Raw genomic sequence first — 18,924 nt, 5'->3', positions numbered from 1 at the left:
AAGTTTCCAACTTGTTATCATAAACACACAAGTTGGAAACTTGTGTTACGGAAATTATTATTTTAGATTAATATTTTCTTGGAACATAGCCCAATTGTTCGTCTTCATCTTCAAACTCTAATTCTGCGTCTTTTTCCCAAATTTCCATTTCGCAAGGTTTGCAATTGAATTTCAATTTGTACTCATTTTCGCCATGTTTTAGCGTTAGTGGTTCAACCAATTTTTCGCCCATTGTATCACGCTGGAATCTGGCACATTTGCCTAATTCGTATTTTACGCAATATTTGGTCGTCATTACTCTTGCTTTTCCTGGATCCCATTGCAATTCAAAAGCTTTTTCAATTTCGGTTACGCCATGTCTTTTATAGAAAGCTCTCGCCTTTTTATTCGACACATTGTACATAAAATCAAGTTTTTGCACAGGATATGGGTGGTCGGTCTTTTGGATTTGGTATTCTTCTCGATGATATTCTTTAATACGAACGTCAACCAACTGTTCCAAAACCTCTCTTCTAATTTCGTTGACTTTTGAAATTGGTAAGAACCAATTGCTTGATAGTTCAACCTCAATTTCATCGACAATAAAAGGAGTATTTCCTGTTTTAGCCAAATTCTTTTTGATGTTCGGAATTACTGACTCCTGACTTTTGGCTAATTCTTTGGTCGTTTGGAAGCTTTGTACAGATTGATGTCCGTCTTCGTCAACAGCCAATAATTGAAAACCATCGATAGTTTCTGTGAATCTCAACGAAACGCCAATTTTACGCACAGCACTGTTTTCCTTCTCAACCATTTTGTTGAATTCAGCATCAGAATTTCGATAAATCTCTGTGCCAACCGCTAATGGCTTAAAAGTATTTGGGATAGCAATGTTATTAAACATGATGTTGATTTGTGCACCATCTGCTTCACCATTTTCATTCACAAAATACAATCCATCACCATTGTTCAAAAGCTCATAATTCTCGATAACATATCCGTTGGCTTTGATTTCCAATACTTTACCAATGTATTGTCCTTTCGATTTCGGACTTTCCCAAGAACCTATTTTCTCTTTGCGTTTATTTACGAAGTATACCGTATAACCACGGTTGAAACTTCTATCCATTTCTGGTTCAAAATTATAGAAAGTTCTACCCGAAGAAGCTTTTTCGTATTTTTCGTTTCCTTCCAAGAAACTATCTAATCTTTGACGCAAATAAGAAGTATTATTTTTTACGTAAACGATGTCCTTTAAACGTCCTTCAATTTTGAATGAAGTAACGCCTGCCTCAATTAAATTCGGAAGTTGGTCACTTAAATCTAAATCTTTAATCGATAATAAATGGCTGTTAGCAATCAAAGTTTTGCCAGTTCCGTCAATTAACTGATATGGCAAACGACAGTTTTGCGCACAAGAACCACGATTGGCACTGCGTTCGCCATTGGCAACGCTCATGTAACAATTACCACTAAAGGCTACACACAAAGCTCCCGAAACAAAGAATTCTAATTCAACATCGGTCGCTTCGCTGATTTCTCGTACTTGGTCTAAGTTCAATTCTCTTGCCAATACGACACGCTTCATCCCCGCATCGTGCAAGAATTTTACGTGTTGGGCGTCTCTGTTATTGGCTTGCGTACTTGCATGAATCACGATAGGCGGTAAATCCATTTCCATGATTGCCATATCTTGAATAATCAAGGCATCAACGCCAATATTGTACAATTCATAAATGAGTTTTTTACATTGCTCTAATTCGTTATCGTACAAGATTGTATTAATCACTACAAATACTTTTGCCTTAAACAAATGGGCATATTTCACCATTTCTGCTACATCTTCTACCGAATTGGTAGCATTAGAACGAGCCCCAAACTGATGAGCCCCCATATATACAGCATCTGCACCCGCATTGATGGCAGCCATCCCTTGATAAAGGTTTTTGGCGGGAGCAAGAATTTCAACTTTCTTTTTCATACGATAGTAACGTACTATGTTTTAATGATAATTGCAATAAACCGCAAAGTTAAGACATAATACTATAAAATTGGCTTATCGTTGAAATTAGCTTTAGTTTAAGATAAATAGTTGGAATCGTATAGATAAGACAGATAAACACTATTTTTGTGGAATAATTAAACTCTATACATTCATGAATAAAGTCCTACGAACACTTATCTTCTTTTTTTACACTTTCAGTCTTCATACTACTCATGCCCAACAGTGGAAGGCTTATAGCTCGTTTTCTCAAGCCAATTGTTTTTTTGCAGCCCAAGATTCAACCTTATGGATTGGAACAAGCGGTGGTATTTTGCATTATGGTAAAGATTATAAGCTTCTTGCTTCTTACAATCAAAATAATGGATTAGATAGTGTTATTACTTCTATTACAAAGGATGTTCAAGGGAATATTTGGGCTTGTTATTATAATCAATTTTCAAGTAAAGATTCCAAAACATTTATTTTTGATGGTAGTGTTTGGATAAACAATCAAAGCTTAGGGAAGGCTATTATTACAGATAAGCCTCTTTTGTTTTATGCTAAAGATGGCAGTTTATGGATAAGTTATGACAAAGCAAGTAAGTTTGTTCAAGTAGGAAAAGATTCTGTGTATACTTCTTATGACTGGGAGAAGAATGGAATAAGTTATTTTAACAATAAAAGTCTTTTAGTTGATTCTAAAGAGCATTTTTGGGTAAGTATTGGAACATCTTTCTGGTTTTTTGATGGAAATAAATGGACAAAGTATGATAATAGTAATAGCTCTCTTCCTAAAAGCTATATTTACAACAATGCCGTTATAGACCAAGATGATAATATTTGCTTCACAAATTATGAAGCGATTTATAAGTTTAATATTTCCACGAAAACCTGTACTTTTATTCCTCTTCAATTTGCTGAGTTTCTTTACCTAACCAAAGAGAATAAGGTTTTAATCTCTGGTGGATCTGGGATATATACTGGACTGTACCAATTAAATGGAGATAAACTTTCTGTATTAGTTCCTAACGTTTATCCAGCTAATATTTATGAAGATTTTCGAGGAAATTTACTTTTAGGAGGTTATGATAAACTAAGGTTATTTGATGGCAGTAATCTAAAAGATTTTCCATTACCCAAAAACAGTCTTTCCAGCAATATTATTGCTAAAATTGTATCAGATACAAAAAACAATATCTTGATTCAACCTCTTAATGCTGAAATTCAATACTTAAAGAATACGGGTGAAGAAGTTATAGATATTACCGACTATGGATATACCATAGCCCAAGGCGAAGGAGATGACTTATGGGTAAGCCAGTTTAGTTCACTTACTCAAATAAAACAAGACAATGGTTTAAAATTAATAAACCACCCACTAGATATACAAAATAGTGTTGAAAAAATTGTAAAGGATAAAAATCAGCATATTTGGGCGTGGGACTATCAATATTCTTGGTCAACAAATCGCTACCAATACCTTTTGTTTTACTATGATAAAAGTAAATGGACGACTTTTAATCTTGAAAACGAGATTATAGATATGGCAGCAAACCCTAATGGCGGTATTTACATACTTAATACTAAAGGGGTTTTTACTCATGATGGAATTAGTTTGAAAGCAACTAATTATTTGAATATCCCAAAAAATCCCAAAAGGTTTGTCAGTAATGCTAATTTAGACTTATATATTATTGCAAAAAAAAATGAAAATTTCGAGGGAGACATCTATCAATTGGTTGGAAACAAATTCGATAAAATTGTTACTCCTGATGAATTTAGAATAATGACATCCTATTATTTCAGTGATTTTATGATAGATTCCAAAGGCAATTTTTGGAGTGTAGGAAATAAAATACAAAGATATGATGGTAAAACGCTCACTACTTTTAATAGTCCATTTCGTTCAACTAACCCAGATTATTTTTCAACCATTACCAACGCAATCCATGAATCTAAAGATGGTAAAGTTTGGTTAGGGAGCTATACAGGACTTTCATCACTTATTGTAGATTGTAAAAATCCTTTACCAACCTCCCTTCGTACTGAAAAAATGGATGGGTTTGGAACAGGTCAAACACAATTATCTGTTAACGAAAGTTCAGCCAACAGTTTTGCTTGGCAAATCAGTAAAGATAAAGGTGCTACTTGGCGAGCTATCACTAACTTTGATTCCACTTATTCAGGTCATCGAACTAATCAATTGACAGTTAATCAAGTTAAAATTCGTGATAACAATATTATTTATCGCTGTTTAGTCAATGGTGAATGTAACAGTGTATTGTCTGATACGGTAAGTATTCAAGCAAAACAATGTGAATTACCTCAAACTACGCTTCAACCCACCGCACAAACGACTACAGAAAAAAGTTCTGCTCAATTTTTTATCAACGTTTCGGGTGCTTCAGCTTATCAATGGCAAGTAAGTACTGATAAAGGAGTTACTTGGAATATGATTTCGAGTAGCGATACTTTATATCGAGGACAAGAGACTAACACGCTAAATATTGTTTCTGCCAACCTTTCTCAAAATACTTATCAATATCGTTGTGAGATAAAGAACGATTGCTACACGCTATACAGTAATGCTGCACCTTTGGAAGTAACAATGATTTTAGGACTTGATAATTTTGAGCGGACAGTACAGGCATACCCCAACCCCGCTAATGATAAGATTTATGTAAAAGTACCAGCCCAAACTTATACATTAAGTTTAATCAATAGTAATGGTTCAACAGTCAAGCAAGTATCGAATCAGGATTATATCAATGTAAAAGATATTCCAAACGGTTTTTACATATTACTTATCGAAAGCGGAAAAGAACGACAAAGTATTAAAGTGCAGGTTGTGAAGTAGAGATTTAATCCTTCTAAACATCAAGAAAAAATACAATTAAACGCTAAATAATTATGTATAAAGTCCTACAGACTCTTGTTATCTTCTTTTTTTACACTTTTAGTTTTTCTACTACTCATGCCCAACAGTGGAAGGCTTATAGTTCGCTTGGGGATGATAATTGCTTATTTTCCGCAAAAGATTCAACTTTATGGGTTGGAACAGAGGGTGGTATTTTACATTATGATAAAGATTATAAGCTCATAGCCTTTTATAATCAAAATGATGGTTTAGATAGTTTGATTACTTCAATTAAAGAAGATATTTATGGTAATATCTGGGCAAGTTGTAGTAGCCGTTATCTTTCAATCATTTCTAATTTATCCTACAATAAAACTTTTGTTTTTGATGGCTCTGTTTGGATAGATGCCAATATTTTAGGGAAACCATTCATCACAGCTGAACCACTTTTATTTTATTCAAAGGATGGAAGTGAATGGATTAGCTATGACAAAGGAAGTAAATTTGTTCAAGTAGGAAAAGATTCTGTATATACTTCTTACGATTGGGTAAAGCAAGGAATAAAGTCTTTTGACAATAAAAGTCTTTTAGTCGATTCTAAAGGACATTTTTGGAAAATCAATGAGGCATCCTTTTGGAATTTTGAGGGTGATAAATGGAGGAAATATGACAATACAAATAGTTCTCTTCCTAAAAACTATGGATACAATAATAATGCAGCCATCGACCACAACGATAATATTTATTTTACAACGTTTTCCGATGAGCTTTTCAAATTTAATACACTCTTAAAAACTTCGACCTTAATTCCTACCCCAAATAAAGTGGTGTATAATCTCCTAACTACCAGAAATGGGGATATTTTGGTAACAGCTAATGGTAACGTGTATCGGCTTGATAATCAAGATTTAACTTTATTTACCCCTACTTTTAAAGCGGGTCATATTATTTACGAAGACACACAAAAGAATTTAATAATAACAAATGGTTATAGTAGTAATGCTTCTATAACCTTATTGAAAGACAATATATTTACTCAATTGGATTTACCTCAAGTAAAAAATTTCTGTTATTATGGAATTAAAAATGCTACTACTGATGCTAAGGATAGAATCTGGGCTTCAGATGGTTCTATAGTAATGCGTTTTAATGAAAAGAATGGAGAAGTAGATATTGTCCCATTAGAATGGTATCAATCAATTTCTACATTTTGTCAAGGAGAAGGTAATGACTTTTGGTTAGGTTCGTATAACTCCGTGATTCAAGTGAAACAAGATGATGGAATTATATTAAAAACGAATGTACTGGATGTCGGTATCATTACTAAAATGTTACGTGATAAAAACCAGAGTATTTGGGCTTTATCCTACAAATACTCGCAGAAAGGATTTAAATATTTTTTATCATACTATGATAAAAAATTATGGAAGACTTTTGACCTCAATGGAGAAGCAGAGATTGCAATCAATCCTATTGCTGGTGTATATGTAATGTTTTCAAATGGACTTTTTATACACGATGGCATAAGCTTAAAAGCCATTAACTATATCAATTTCCCTTCTTATGCCATAAGGTTAATTAATGATGCTAATTCAGGCTTATATGTTATTGCTCGAAAGGATGCGAATGATTATAATAAAGACCTTTATCAATTAGTTGGAAATAAATTTGAAAAAATAGATGTTCCAAATGAGTTTGTAATCGGGTTAGACAGCTATTCTAATAACTTTTTGGTTGATTCAAAAGGTAATTTTTGGAGTATTGCAGGGGGGAAAATTCAAATGTATAATCGTAAAACCATTACTACTTTTCAAAACCCTTTTGTACCTGAAGGAGTATTCAATTTAAATGGATATGGGACTATTCATGAATCTAAGGATGGTAGATTCTGGTTTGGAAGCTACGGAAAATTTTCTATTTTAACCTTAGATTGTAAAAATCCTTTACCAACCTCCCTTCGTACTGAAAAAATGGATGGGTTTGGAACAGGTCAAACACAATTATCTGTCAACGAGAGTTCTGCCAGCAGTTTTGTTTGGCAAATCAGTAAAGATAAAGGTGTTACTTGGCGAGCTATCACCAATTTTGATTCTAGTTATGCAGGTCTTCGAACTAATCAATTGACAGTTAATCAAGTTAAAATTCGTGATAACAATATTATTTATCGCTGTTTAGTCAATGGTGAATGTAACAGTGTATTGTCGGATACCATAAGTATTCAAGCCAAACAATGTGAATTACCTCAAACTACGCTTCAACCCACCGCACAAACGACTACAGAAAAAAGTTCTGCTCAATTTTTTATCAACGTTTCGGGTGCTTCAGCTTATCAATGGCAAGTAAGTACTGATAAAGGAGTTACTTGGAATATGATTTCGAGTAGCGATACTTTATATCGAGGACAAGAGACTAACACGCTAAATATTGTTTCTGCCAACCTTTCTCAAAATACTTATCAATATCGTTGTGAGATAAAGAATGACTGTTATACCATTTACAGTTCTGCTGCACCTTTGGAAGTAACAATGATTTTAGGACTTGATAATTTCGAGCGAACAGTACAGGCTTACCCCAACCCTGCTAATGACAAGATTTATGTAAAAGTACCAGCCAAAACTTATACATTAAGTTTAATTAATAGTAATGATGCAACCATAAAACAAGTATCGAATCAGGATTATATCAATGTAAAAGATATTCCAAACGGTTTTTACATATTACTTATCGAAAGCGGAAAAGAACGACAAAGTATTAAAGTGCAGGTTTTGAAGTAACTGTAGCACGAGTTTTCAACTCGTAAAATTAGTAGTATTTTTTCACGAGTTGGAAACTTGTGCTACGCTTATTCCACTTCCAAACTCAAAGCATACATTGCAAATGAACCTAACCAATGGTCGCCTCCATAGTTTCCGTTGGCAATATTGGGTAAGGTTTTTTGTAAAAAGGTGCTTGCTTTTTCTTGAAATTGTTTCTTGCGTAAATCTGTTTTGGGTAATTGCTTGGCTATGCCCAACAAACACCAAGCTTTACTAAGTGCTAAACCATCTAAATGTACAATTTGATAATCGGAACGGTCGCTGACGATGGGCAATTGCAAGACATTTTTTAATCCTTCGGCAGTGTAAAATTGGTTAAACCACTGTACAAAAGCTTGCGGGGCTAATACTCTTCGCATCAAATCTGCAATTTCAAGACTCGGCGAAAGGAAATCTGTTCCATCTGGTTCGAGCGTAGCGGCAACGGCTTTATTTTTGAAATAATAGTCTTTGCTACGTTGTACCAATAATTGTTCAAAAGCAGTATTCTTGGTTGCTCTAGCCCAATCCAAAGCGAAAACCATCCCAAAGGCAGTATTTGGATGCACACCAGTTCGGTTAGGATACGTCTGTTTAGGCAAATATTCCATCCAACGTTGTACAATTACTTGCGTCAGTGGCTGTAAACTTTTATGCCAACGCTTCGCCATAGGGCTATCCCAAGTCAATAATTCTTCATCTAATTTAAGTACCCAAGCCCAACCGTAAGTTCGTTCAAAACCTTTTGCGAGTTTGTATTGATTAAAATAATCGGCTTCTTTTTGTAGATTTTCTGTCGAAAAACTATTTTCTAACATGGCAATTATTTGCTGTGTCTCTGGTAAATTGGGATAAGTCTTGAGGATTTTCACCAACATCCAATGCCCATGTACGGAAGAATGCCAATCTAAACAACCATAAAAAGAAGGGTGCAATTGCTTCGGACTCAATGCTACTTCTTGAGCCGTTTCTATGGTATGATTAGGCTTGTTCGGGTATTCAGTTTGAATACAATGTAACGGAAGTTGTGCTAAAAATGAAGCTCCTGCATCACTGAGTCCTACTTTTTTACCGTCTTTTGATACCGTTAAATACTGGTTTTGCTGTCCGTAAACGGATGCTCCGCAAGCTAACAGTGCTGTTAATAATAGATTTTTGTAAATCATTGCTAAGGTTTTTTGTTGATGATTGATGATATTTTGGTAAGCAAGACTTTGAATATTAATATTACGCAAGCAAAGAGAAAAAAATCATTTTTACAAATGATAAACAAAGCTGATACCTTGATAAAGCTTAAAGATACCCAGAGTATCGAACAATATACTCAAAGTATCTCGAGAGATATTTGGTTGCGGTATTTTGCGGTAAAAAGTATCTCGTGATATACTTGAAGTATGTATTGAGATACTTCAAGTATCTTTTTTAACCTAAAAACCGAACAAAACCGCAAAAATGAATACTTACAGAATTGTTGATGTTTGATTTTTTAAAAAATCAAATGACCAACTAAACTTACACAACTAAGGGGAGTATCCCGAAATAAACATGAAAAAGATTGGGGAAAAACACATATTTATACTTTTCACAATTGTAAATATGATATTCATTTTATCGTATTTATTGGTTGATAGTATTACGGTCAAAGATATTATTTTAAAAATAGGGGAAACTCAAGCGTTCTTTTTAGTTAGTGTGGCAGGAGCATTGGTGCGAAGGAAATTTTCAGATAATAAAAAAGATTCTTTTCAAGAGTATTTTTTAAGTACCAATTTCTTGATTAATGCTAAGATTGGTGTAATTGTCATTGGAATACCTATATTCGCTATTTGGGTATTTTTTATAAACTAACATTCAAATTACAAAACATTAAAAGCAAAAAACCAACAGCCTAGTGATGCTATTGGTTTTTCAAATATAAATTCAAGCTATTTATAAACTTTAAATTCCCACAAACCTGGAGTTCCTTTTAAGAAGGTCAGTTTTAAATATTGTGCTTTTACACTACGTTCGTCGATATGCGGAGATTGTACTTTTATTTCTGCATGACCGCCATAAGGTTTCCAATTTTTTCCGTCAACTGAATATGTTAATTCATAAGCATGTCCAGCCGTTGGTTTTACAAAGTAAGATGCAACCTTTTTAATCGCAGTTTTCTTCCCTAAATTCACCATAAAAGTAGCCGTGGTATCTTTTGTTTCTGCCAACCATCTTGTACCATTCGAACCGTCAAGTGCATTTTGTGCCGAATACGTTTCTGTTCTGTTAATGGTTTTATCCTTCACATAAGGTACTTTAAAATCTGGCAAAGTAGAAGACGCTTCGGCAGATTGTATTGTTACTTCATTTTTTGCTAAAGATGGAAAAGGGTCAACGCCTTTATTGGTCAATCGAATGGGTTTTATTGTTCCATCTTCATTAAATTCCATTTTATCAATCCATGCTTGTCGGTTCGTACTTGAACGTCCAAATTCCAGATAAGTAAAATAATAATCATCCTTGATGTGGAATACATTTCCATGACCTGGCCCATAAATCTGTTCTTTTACATCAGTTTTAGCAATGATGTCTTCTTCTGGATAAATAAATGGTCCAAAAGGCGAAACTTTACTGTACTGATAAGCATATACATAATTTTCGTGTCCGCTTAAAGTATAGAGGTAATAATAAATCCCTTTGCGTTTAAATACAATCGGGCCTTCAGAATAACCACCTCTTTTGGTAGAGATTTTTGTGATAGAAGCAGTATCTAAACTAATCATATCAGGATTCAATCGACCAGCACCACGCTGTGCCCAGAAAAGATATGGCTTTTGGTCGTCGTCGATAAATACTTCTGCATCAATGCCTTTCGTTCCTTTGGGTGCATCCATTTTTAATAATGGAAAAGTATTTTCTTTACTGAAATCACCTTTTGCCAACATAAAAGGGCCTGCTGGAGAATCAGCAACAGCTACATAAATATCATGATTGACCGTTGGGTAATAATAATATTTATCTTTTACTTTCACAGGATAACTTGGTGCCCAAAACAATTGCTTTTCGGCAGCTGGAAAATAAAAACCGTTGAACGACCAGTTTTTTAAATCTTTCGAAGACCAAAGTACTGGAGGCCCTGCTGTGGCTAAACCTGCATTGTAGCCGTCGGTTGTGGCATAGCAATAAAAAGTATCTCCAAACTGAACAATACTTGGGTCGGCAATTAAATCTGGGATAATTGGGTTATTGTTCCCATTTTTTTGTGCTTGTAAGGATTGAATACTGAATCCAAATAGACAAGAGAGTAGTAGTATTTTTTTAATCATGTTTTTAGATTTAAGCTGTGTATGATAAGGTTTGAGCATTTTTACAACCATCATTATTTACATAATTGAGCCTTGAGATTTTAAATTTGTAAAATGAATTTTACAAATTTAAAATCTCAAGGCTCATCTCTTATGCCATTGCTCATGTCTCCACGAGTAAGCAATTAAAGCCACTATTTAAGCTCTTTATAACGCTTCATGGCTTCTAAGAAATAATAATCTGCATAAGTTAAAGGCACGTCAACTTCTGTATTCTGCGGAATGTGACCAACACAATGTTCAATTAAAAAACCTCCGTTTGTGCCAATCGCAGCTTTGTATGGCACATTCGACAAGGAATAAATCATTGATTCAGCATTTTTGATATAATCTTTTTTCAGTTTTTTATCTACATAACCACTCAATTCTAGCAAAGCCGAAGCCATTACCGAAGCCGCCGAAGCATCACGCAAGGCTGTTGGAATATTCGGTGCGTTAAAATCCCAATAAGGTACTTTATCGGCTGGCATGTTTGGATTTGTTAAAATAAACTTCGCAATATTTTTGGCTTGCTCTAAATAAATAGGATTTTTCGTTTCACGGTACATTACTGTATAACCATACAATCCCCAAGCTTGTCCTCTCGCCCAAGCAGATTCATCTGCATAACCTTGAGCAGTCTTCTTTTGCTGAACGCCACCCGTTTCTGAATTATAGTTGATGACATGATAAGAACTATAATCTGGACGGAAGTGATTTTTCATCGTCGTATTAGCATGTGTCACCGCTATTTTATAATAGGTAGAATCGCCCGTTACTTTTGTCGCCCAGAAAAGTAATTCTAGGTTCATCATGTTATCAATGATTACTAAGAAGTCACCTTTTTTTGAATCCCAAGATTTGATACAACCAACCGTTGGATTAAAACGAGTAGCCAAAGATTTAGCACTTTGAATCAAAATATCTTTGTACTCAGGTTTTGGAGCGATGTCTTTAGCATTTCCAAAACTACAATACATCATAAAGCCCAAATCATGAGTGGTAGTATTGAATTTTTCTTTTTCTAAAACGCCCAAAATACGATTGTTTTCCTTCAACAATTCAGCATCTTTGGTTTGCTGATAAATGTATAATAATGAACCAGGATAAAAACCACTGCACCACCAATCAGAACCACTAAATTCGTATTTGCCAGTTTTAGGGAAATATGTTTTGGGAAATTTATCTTGTGGAAGATTACTCATCAATACTTTATATTGCTTACCTGCATCTTGGAAATTCTGATTGATGGTTTTCAATAAAGCCGCTCTTTTAGGATGTGCTTTACTTGTTTGTGCCGTAGCAAGCGACCAAGCCATCGAGCAAACTATCACTGTATTGATAGCAATGCGAAAAAATTGTTTCATGGTTTTTGTGATTGAATTTTGAGTTGTGAATGATGAGTTGTGGATATTTATATTTTGTAATCAATTCCCAAAACATCGTTTATTTTCTATAAGTATTAGCATATAAACCTATCAGGATTTGAATCCTGATAGGTTTAACTAAATTCTTCGACTACTTACTCTGTTCTTTCATCTTGACTTTTTTTACTCCCTTCCATGTAAGTACTTGTACTTTTTGGGCTGGAATATTTACTTTCCCTTCGCCATCGGCTTGATCTACTTTTTCTACAAAAAGATGTAAATCGCCTTTATTTTGCCAAAGTTCAGTATCGTAAGTTGGCTCCCACGAACCTACTGAGGTTTCGCTAATATCTTTAATCTGCCAATTGCCTTTACTTAAATCTGTCGTTAAAGCGGTGGAAACTTTATCGCCTCTTTCTGCATCTCTGAAAATCAGCATGGCAGATAAAGTATTTTTCTTGGACGACCAAGCCAAAATTTGTGGTCTTGAAATAGGAATTCGTTTTGTGCCTACGCCACTTAAACTAAAAGGCGTTTTTCTAAAACCAAGATTACTTACTTGCCATTGTTGATTGGCTAAATAAATAACATGATATTGTGGAACGCTTTCATTGGCTGGTCGCCAATAAGTAGCGATGTATGGATTTCCTTCGGCATCAGCCACCATGGATGTCTGATTGATTAACTCACTTTTCTGAGGAATTTTACAAGCATATTCTGCATTTTGAGCGGTGATAGGTAATTGATAAGCAATACCTTGAGAATTCTCCCAAGTTTTTCCACCATTTTTTGAACGAGCATAAGCCATATCGTGATTACTGGCTACGTCGGCACTTTCACGCCAAACCCAAGAAAGGTGAATTGTACCCTGACTATCTAAACAAGCTTGCCAATAAGCATTTCTTTGTCCTTCGCCATCAATCAAATTTTCTTGCACCATCGACCATTTTTTGGTTTTTAGATCATATTGATTCATGACCAAATTTCCTTTTCCAGAAGCACCATTTCGATAGAAAAACAAAAGATTTCCGTTTGGTAATCTATAAAATTCTGGATAAGTAACATTGCCTTCGGTGCTTCCCGTCATGCTTTGCTTCTCTCCCATCATCAATGAAAAAGGTGCTTTACTGACGGCATAACGAAGTGCATTGTTGTGATGATCCCAAGAAAGGTGCAAAAATCCATCGCCGTCTATCATAATAGAAATGGAATTATGGGCATCGCTGGCATTGCCTTTAAAATTAGTTTTCTGTAATTCCCAAGTACTTTTTCCTTGTTTTCTTTTCCCTAAAACCACAAAAGCGTCGGCATCATAATAGGCAATAAATTGGTAATTTTTAAAAGAAACCAATGAGTTTTTACGAAAAATAACCGCATTGACTGAATTTTTCGCCCAGCCCTCTCCTACTTCTTGCAATGCTATTTTCTCTTGTGCTTTTGACAAAAAGACAAGACTACAGAACAATAAAGTAATTAATCCTTTTTTACAATTCATGAAATCGAGTTTATAATATTCTAGCATTCGCTTGTCTATGTTGATAAACGATATTAGTGAACGAATTAATTATTGAATTCTGTACTTTAGATTTGTCCTTGCCTAAAATAGGTTGCCCTGATTTTTAGACAAGTTAAAGTAATCAAAATTGTAAAATAGTTTGATTTGGTTTTGTGTTTTTTGAATAATCGCATGTCCAAATCTGTAAATTAGGTTTGTTTTCATTGTTTAGTTCTTTGATGTACTGTTCAAACGCAAAAGGTGTTAGTCCTTTCAGAGCTGAGTGTGGTCTTTGATGGTTGTATGTGTGAATTGCTTTTTTAAGCTCAGTGGCTAATTCGTCAAAATTTGTAATATTTCTATAAATTAGATACTGATTTTTAATCGTGCCATTCACTCTTTCAATATGAGCATTTTCATAGACCTCATTACACATACTGATGCTAATTTCAGCTTCATTCAAAAGGCTGACATAGGCTTCGCTGATGTATTGACTTCCTCTATCAGAATGGTGAATGAGTTCATGCTTAAACTTCTTCTGTTTCCGAGTTTTCAATGCCATTTTTAAAGCAATGATATTATTTTCTGCTCTCATATTATCTGCAAGAGAATATCCGACGATAAAACGAGAATAAACATCTAGCACAAAAACGATGTAATAGAACTTATCATTTACTTTAAAATAGGTAATATCACTCGTCCAGAGTTGATTTATGTCTGTGAGAATTTTATCAACCAAAAGGTTTTTATAACGACTGTAAGGACTTGAAAATGTAGTCCTACAGAGGTTTCTATAGGCTTTTACCCTAAAACCATAATAGAGTCCAATACTGATAAAGGCATCTCTTCCGATTCCTTCTGGTTGATAATAGTCATACATGGTTCTCAGACCCATAGCAGGATGAATCTCCCTAATTTGGAGAATTAATCCCACATAAAGACTTTCCTTTACCTTCCATTCTTCGATTCTGCGGAGCATTTGATAATGTCCTTGTTTAGAAATACCACAAAGTGCATACAGATGCTTCATTTGGTAAGAATGTTGGGTAATATTTTGGCGAAAATACTCTAAAGTGTCGGCTTGAAACTTTTTTTTAGGTCGATGTCGAGTTCCTTCGAGGCAATTTCAATGAGTTTAGACTGATAGTCTATCTCCATCTGTTTTTGTCGGGGATGCCTAATCCTAAAATTCGCTCAAGTTCAGCCACTTTTTTGAGTAGCTCCTGAGTTTTAGCTTCTTCGGAATCTTGTTGTACAATCATCTTAGTTCCTTTTTTGTAATGTGGAGAATATTGGTAAATCCAGCGATAAACGCTTGTACTACTTACATCCCACAATTTACAAAATTCGATAATACTAATCCTTTTATTGAGAATGTCTTCGACTTTTTCTCGTTTGAACGACTCACTGAAAATACGACTTTGACGAATCTCGTATTTTGTACTTTTTCCAGTTTTAGATCTTGATTTTGCCATCATTTGTTGCGTTTTGAAGGCAACCTATTTTAGGCAAGGACAATTCACAACTCATCATTCATCACTCACAATTCTTAACTTACTCTATGGCATGATCTGCCAAAACCGCCTCGCCCGACCATACTTTTTGTGATGTCCATTTCGTAGCAGGACTACTCCAAAATTCATCTGTTTCAGGTAAACCTAATGGTAATAAAATATTGGCACAGAGATATAAACTACCTGTGGTGATATAAAAATCTGCTAAATCTGGCTGAGAGCCGTACAAACCGATTGTCAGCCAGCCATCTTTTGTGAAAGTACTTGTGCTTTCAGTGGTTTTCTTGATAACTGCCGTTAAAGCACCACGTACTTGTGCAGGACTTAACTCTTTGGGCAAGCCTTTTCGCCAAGCAATATCTGCCAAATGATGAAAAGCGGCACCACGATACACAATAGAACGCCCCGTAGCAGGAAACGAGCCATCGCTATTGATTAATCTTTCTTGAATAACAGCAAAGCGTTCATTTCTTTGTTTAATCTTATCGAAAGTCCAATTATAAAGTCCTGTTTTCGGACCTAACTCTTTCACCATGTTCGCCAAATATGGATGAATAACGTAACTATTATAATAGTCCCAATGGTACGGAGGGCCATCAGAATACACGCCATCACCAACATACCACTGTTCGAACTGGCGGAAACAGTATTCAATCCGCATATTATCCCAAGGGTAGCCATATTTACAGAAAAAGGTTTCTATCATTCCTGAAAACAATATCCAGTTCGAAAACCCCGCTTTGGTATTTCTGGTTGCTAAAAAGGCTTTTACTACTTGGTCTTTAGTTTGCGTATCAAGATGTTCCCACAACCACGGGCATCGCACAAAGGCTAACGCTAAAAAAGAAGCATCAACCAAAGGCTGTCCGCCTCTTTCAAAAGCCATATAGTCTTTAGCGTTAGGATTCACGGCATTGGCTACCGCTTTCAAAGCATAATTTCTGTACAGATTTCTTAATGTTACTTCTTTGGCTGAACCACCTTCAAGATTTAACCAAGGAGAAATGCCACACATTAACCGACCAAAAGCTTCTAAATAAGCCACTTCTTTCCGATTATTGGCATTATCAATAAATTTTGACATCGTTTGGGGCATCACAATTCTGAGGCTGTCGTTCGCCAAACTACGCAAAATAGGTTTTGCTAGTTGGTCAAGATGCTGTAGCCAAATGGCTCGGTCATTAATAGGTTTTTGCTGTGCTAGCGTACCTAAAGGCAAAGCAAAAACACAAACCAGTAATATTTTTTTGAACATGCTTAATCTGATAAAAGTTAAAAGACTTGATTTTAACTCAAAAGCGAAGATAAATACAATTTCTACTCCTTTTGCACTGTGTTTACATGTTAGGAGTAGCTTTCGTTAGGATGTGACTGAAGTCACACCCTAACGATAAAAAGACTTCAGCAATCTTTTTATCCCTAAATACTTTTATTTATTTTCTTAGTTTTTCTCTTTCTGATAAACCCTAACATAATCTACTTCCATGCGGCTAGGGAAAGTACTTTTATAGGGATTGCCTCCGTTGTCTCCACCAACAGCAACGTTCAATAACATATAATGTGGCTGCTGAAAAGGATTAAAACCCGAGCCATCTTTGTTGACTAAAACATTCATCGGTACTTTGTTCAAAAGCTGGTCGTCGAGGTACAAGGCGATAAAATCTTTTTCCCAATCCATTCGCCACACATGAAATTGTGCAGCCCAATTTGCTCCTCCAAGTGAATCAACCGAAAAAGTATTACTATGCCACTCGGCTTGCTTGTTGGCGGACAAACAAGCGATGTTGGCAAGCACTTTACCTCGGTAAAATTCCATCATGTCTATTTCGCCATTGGCTGGCCAGTTTTTATCGACTCCTAAAGTCCACCAAGCTGGCCAAATACCCTGACTAATATCAATTTTTGCTCTTAATTCAAATCTTCCATACTGCCATGTTTTTTTGCCCGCAGTAATCATACAGCTTGATGAAAAATCTATCATTGGCTGTTTTTTTCTCCAATCATTACTTCCTTCCACATAGTTTGGATTAGGCTTTTGTTCTCTTCTTGCTTCAATAATTAAATTGCCATTTTTACAAAAGGCATTATCTGGTTGATACCATTGTAATTCATGGTTACGAACAAAACCATTTTCATAAGACCAATTAGCTGGATTTGGAGTACCATCTTTATCAAACTCATCCGACCAAGCAAGTTTGTAGCCTTCTTTAAGCCATTTTTTTTGAACGGCTATATCTTGAGCTTGTGCAACAAAGTATGATAAAAAAGTAATGACTAAGGCAAAAAAGTATTTCATAGTTGAGGCATTAAAGGTAAAACTTACAGTTTAAGTATTTTCAAAAGTTTTAAGGTATCTTATTTTGTCAATTTATATGAAAGAAAAACTATTAACAGTTTTCAGATAACGGATAACTTGTACGGTAGTACTTCATTACTGATTAAAACTATCCAACTTCCAAGAATCTTGCCAAGTAATCAATGGCTTGCCATCTTTGAATTGTATTGGTAACCAAAGGTATCGACTATCTTTTAAATCCTTCGGATTCCATTTATCAGCCATAAAAACAAAAGCATCTTTTTTCCCTGCAATTGGTAAAATATAAGTTGATTGTCCGTTGAAAGTTTTCTCAGCCAAAGGACCATTCATTGGGTCTTCAACCAATTTCCAAGGACCAAACAAAGATGTTGCCGTGTGTAAACTTGCTTTGTTAGGCGCCCAACCAGTACAACCACTTGTAATTAAATAATACAAACCATCTTTTTTGAATACGGCTGGTGCTTCTCGGTGACTGCTGAAAAGTAAAGTATCTTCTGTGGTAGCCGATAAATAATCGTCCGTCAATTTCGTAATGCGTAAATCATAATTTTCACGAGCGGAGTAAATGTGATAGGCTGTAGCGTCGTCGTCCACATAAAGTGTCATATCTCTTGACATGTGTCCATTCGGACGGAAACTTTTTAAATATACAAATGGTCCCGTAGCTTTGTCGCTAATGGCTACGCCTGCTCTGGCGGCACTATAACCTTTATTAGGTAATTCTAAATGAAACCACATTACATACTTCTTGGTCTTGGCATTGTAAATTACTTTCGGACGTTCCACCAAACCACCAACAGCAATTTCACTGTTTGGGTCGTTCGATTTTGCCAAAGCAATTCCTTCGTTTTTCCAACGATATAAATCTTTTGAAGAATAAACTGCTACACCTTCCGAAGCACTTTTTCCTCTTTTTTCACCGTACCAATAATAGGTTTTGTTGATGTATAAAATCCCACCGCCGTGGGCGTTAATTACTTCACCATTATTATCATTCCAGATACTTCCCGGTTGAAAGGCTTGTTCTTTTTTACTAATACTTCCTTTTTGTGTTTGGCAACCAGCTAAAATAGCAATTGCCAATAGTAGTACACTTGCAGAAACTCTCATTGTTTAATACGTTTGAATTGGATAAAATTACATGGTACAAAACTATGAAGAGATTGGAGTTTTAGAAGGGGGGATTTTCGTCAAAAAGGAGGGTAAAAATTCTGAATTGATTAATTGAATTATTCTGTTCTGTACTTTTTTGAGAGTGATTATTGAACAACGTTTTTTATATTTTAAAATATGATG

The 18,924-nt window shown here is 35.1% G+C and carries 13 protein-coding genes; 3 read left to right on the top strand and 10 right to left on the bottom strand.

Features of this window, described 5'->3' with window-relative positions:
• Window positions 1-67: 67 nt before the first annotated feature.
• Entirely contained in the window at window positions 68-1,960 is a 1,893-nt protein-coding gene (locus tag VB776_RS15650; RefSeq protein ID WP_323697695.1) for a peptidase U32 family protein, read from the bottom strand.
• 175 nt (window positions 1,961-2,135) lie between these two features.
• Here VB776_RS15650 and VB776_RS15645 point away from each other — a divergent pair, with 175 nt between their 5' ends.
• Together VB776_RS15645 and VB776_RS15640 are read left to right on the top strand one after the other, a co-directional pair.
• Window positions 2,136-4,820, top strand: a complete 2,685-nt coding sequence (locus VB776_RS15645; protein WP_323697694.1) for a T9SS type A sorting domain-containing protein — start codon at window positions 2,136-2,138, stop codon at window positions 4,818-4,820.
• Between the two features lie 53 nt (window positions 4,821-4,873).
• Window positions 4,874-7,594 carry a T9SS type A sorting domain-containing protein gene (locus tag VB776_RS15640; protein ID WP_323697692.1) on the top strand — a complete coding sequence of 907 codons (2,721 nt, stop codon included), beginning with the start codon at window positions 4,874-4,876 and terminating at the stop codon, window positions 7,592-7,594.
• A 68-nt stretch (window positions 7,595-7,662) separates the two neighbouring features.
• On the opposite strand, the gene VB776_RS15635 is transcribed toward VB776_RS15640, so the two are convergent.
• A complete protein-coding gene (locus VB776_RS15635) occupies window positions 7,663-8,781 on the bottom strand; it encodes a DUF2891 domain-containing protein (protein ID WP_323697691.1) in 1,119 nt (372 codons plus the stop codon).
• A 379-nt stretch (window positions 8,782-9,160) separates the two neighbouring features.
• Here VB776_RS15635 and VB776_RS15630 point away from each other — a divergent pair, with 379 nt between their 5' ends.
• A complete protein-coding gene (locus VB776_RS15630) occupies window positions 9,161-9,463 on the top strand; it encodes a hypothetical protein (RefSeq protein ID WP_323697690.1) in 303 nt (100 codons plus the stop codon).
• 77 nt (window positions 9,464-9,540) lie between these two features.
• Here VB776_RS15630 and VB776_RS15625 read toward each other — a convergent pair whose 3' ends face one another.
• The 8 genes from VB776_RS15625 to VB776_RS15590 all read right to left on the bottom strand — a co-directional run bounded on the left by VB776_RS15625 (window position 9,541) and on the right by VB776_RS15590 (window position 18,738).
• The gene (locus tag VB776_RS15625; RefSeq protein ID WP_323697689.1) at window positions 9,541-10,917 is read right to left on the bottom strand and encodes a family 43 glycosylhydrolase; all 1,377 of its coding nucleotides are present in this window, start codon (window positions 10,915-10,917) and stop codon (window positions 9,541-9,543) included.
• 173 nt (window positions 10,918-11,090) lie between these two features.
• On the bottom strand, window positions 11,091-12,302 hold the full coding sequence (locus VB776_RS15620) for a glycoside hydrolase family 88 protein (protein WP_323697688.1): 1,212 nt from the start codon (window positions 12,300-12,302) through the stop codon (window positions 11,091-11,093).
• Window positions 12,303-12,453: 151 nt separating this feature from the next.
• Window positions 12,454-13,824 (bottom strand): BNR repeat-containing protein, encoded by a 1,371-nt coding sequence (locus VB776_RS15615; protein ID WP_323697686.1) that lies wholly within the window; start codon window positions 13,822-13,824, stop codon window positions 12,454-12,456.
• 115 nt (window positions 13,825-13,939) lie between these two features.
• The gene (locus VB776_RS15610; RefSeq protein ID WP_323697745.1) at window positions 13,940-14,848 is read right to left on the bottom strand and encodes an IS3 family transposase; all 909 of its coding nucleotides are present in this window, start codon (window positions 14,846-14,848) and stop codon (window positions 13,940-13,942) included.
• A gap of 97 nt (window positions 14,849-14,945) precedes the next feature.
• On the bottom strand, window positions 14,946-15,272 hold the full coding sequence (locus tag VB776_RS15605; RefSeq protein ID WP_323697685.1) for a transposase: 327 nt from the start codon (window positions 15,270-15,272) through the stop codon (window positions 14,946-14,948).
• A 79-nt stretch (window positions 15,273-15,351) separates the two neighbouring features.
• The gene (locus VB776_RS15600) at window positions 15,352-16,566 is read right to left on the bottom strand and encodes a DUF2264 domain-containing protein (protein ID WP_323697684.1); all 1,215 of its coding nucleotides are present in this window, start codon (window positions 16,564-16,566) and stop codon (window positions 15,352-15,354) included.
• A 186-nt stretch (window positions 16,567-16,752) separates the two neighbouring features.
• Window positions 16,753-17,607 carry a glycoside hydrolase family 16 protein gene (locus VB776_RS15595; RefSeq protein WP_323697683.1) on the bottom strand — a complete coding sequence of 285 codons (855 nt, stop codon included), beginning with the start codon at window positions 17,605-17,607 and terminating at the stop codon, window positions 16,753-16,755.
• A gap of 135 nt (window positions 17,608-17,742) precedes the next feature.
• Entirely contained in the window at window positions 17,743-18,738 is a 996-nt protein-coding gene (locus VB776_RS15590; RefSeq protein ID WP_323697682.1) for a glycoside hydrolase family 43 protein, read from the bottom strand.
• Between the last annotated feature and the right edge of the window lie 186 nt (window positions 18,739-18,924).

The organism is Arcicella gelida, from assembly GCF_034931025.1.
Classification (GTDB): Bacteria; Bacteroidota; Bacteroidia; order Cytophagales; family Spirosomataceae; genus Arcicella; species Arcicella gelida.
Note: the sequence above shows the minus strand (reverse complement) of the source record. Positions and strands in the feature narration are given on the sequence as shown.

Coding starts and splice junctions, on each gene's coding strand:
- VB776_RS15630 (WP_323697690.1), top strand. CDS start 9,161: ATGAAAAAGATTGGGGAAAAACACATATTTATACTTTTCACAATTGTA.
- VB776_RS15650 (WP_323697695.1), bottom strand. CDS start 1,960: ATGAAAAAGAAAGTTGAAATTCTTGCTCCCGCCAAAAACCTTTATCAA.
- VB776_RS15600 (WP_323697684.1), bottom strand. CDS start 16,566: ATGTTCAAAAAAATATTACTGGTTTGTGTTTTTGCTTTGCCTTTAGGT.
- VB776_RS15620 (WP_323697688.1), bottom strand. CDS start 12,302: ATGAAACAATTTTTTCGCATTGCTATCAATACAGTGATAGTTTGCTCG.
- VB776_RS15625 (WP_323697689.1), bottom strand. CDS start 10,917: ATGATTAAAAAAATACTACTACTCTCTTGTCTATTTGGATTCAGTATT.
- VB776_RS15595 (WP_323697683.1), bottom strand. CDS start 17,607: ATGAAATACTTTTTTGCCTTAGTCATTACTTTTTTATCATACTTTGTT.
- VB776_RS15640 (WP_323697692.1), top strand. CDS start 4,874: ATGTATAAAGTCCTACAGACTCTTGTTATCTTCTTTTTTTACACTTTT.
- VB776_RS15590 (WP_323697682.1), bottom strand. CDS start 18,738: ATGAGAGTTTCTGCAAGTGTACTACTATTGGCAATTGCTATTTTAGCT.
- VB776_RS15605 (WP_323697685.1), bottom strand. CDS start 15,272: ATGGCAAAATCAAGATCTAAAACTGGAAAAAGTACAAAATACGAGATT.
- VB776_RS15615 (WP_323697686.1), bottom strand. CDS start 13,824: ATGCTAGAATATTATAAACTCGATTTCATGAATTGTAAAAAAGGATTA.
- VB776_RS15635 (WP_323697691.1), bottom strand. CDS start 8,781: ATGATTTACAAAAATCTATTATTAACAGCACTGTTAGCTTGCGGAGCA.
- VB776_RS15645 (WP_323697694.1), top strand. CDS start 2,136: ATGAATAAAGTCCTACGAACACTTATCTTCTTTTTTTACACTTTCAGT.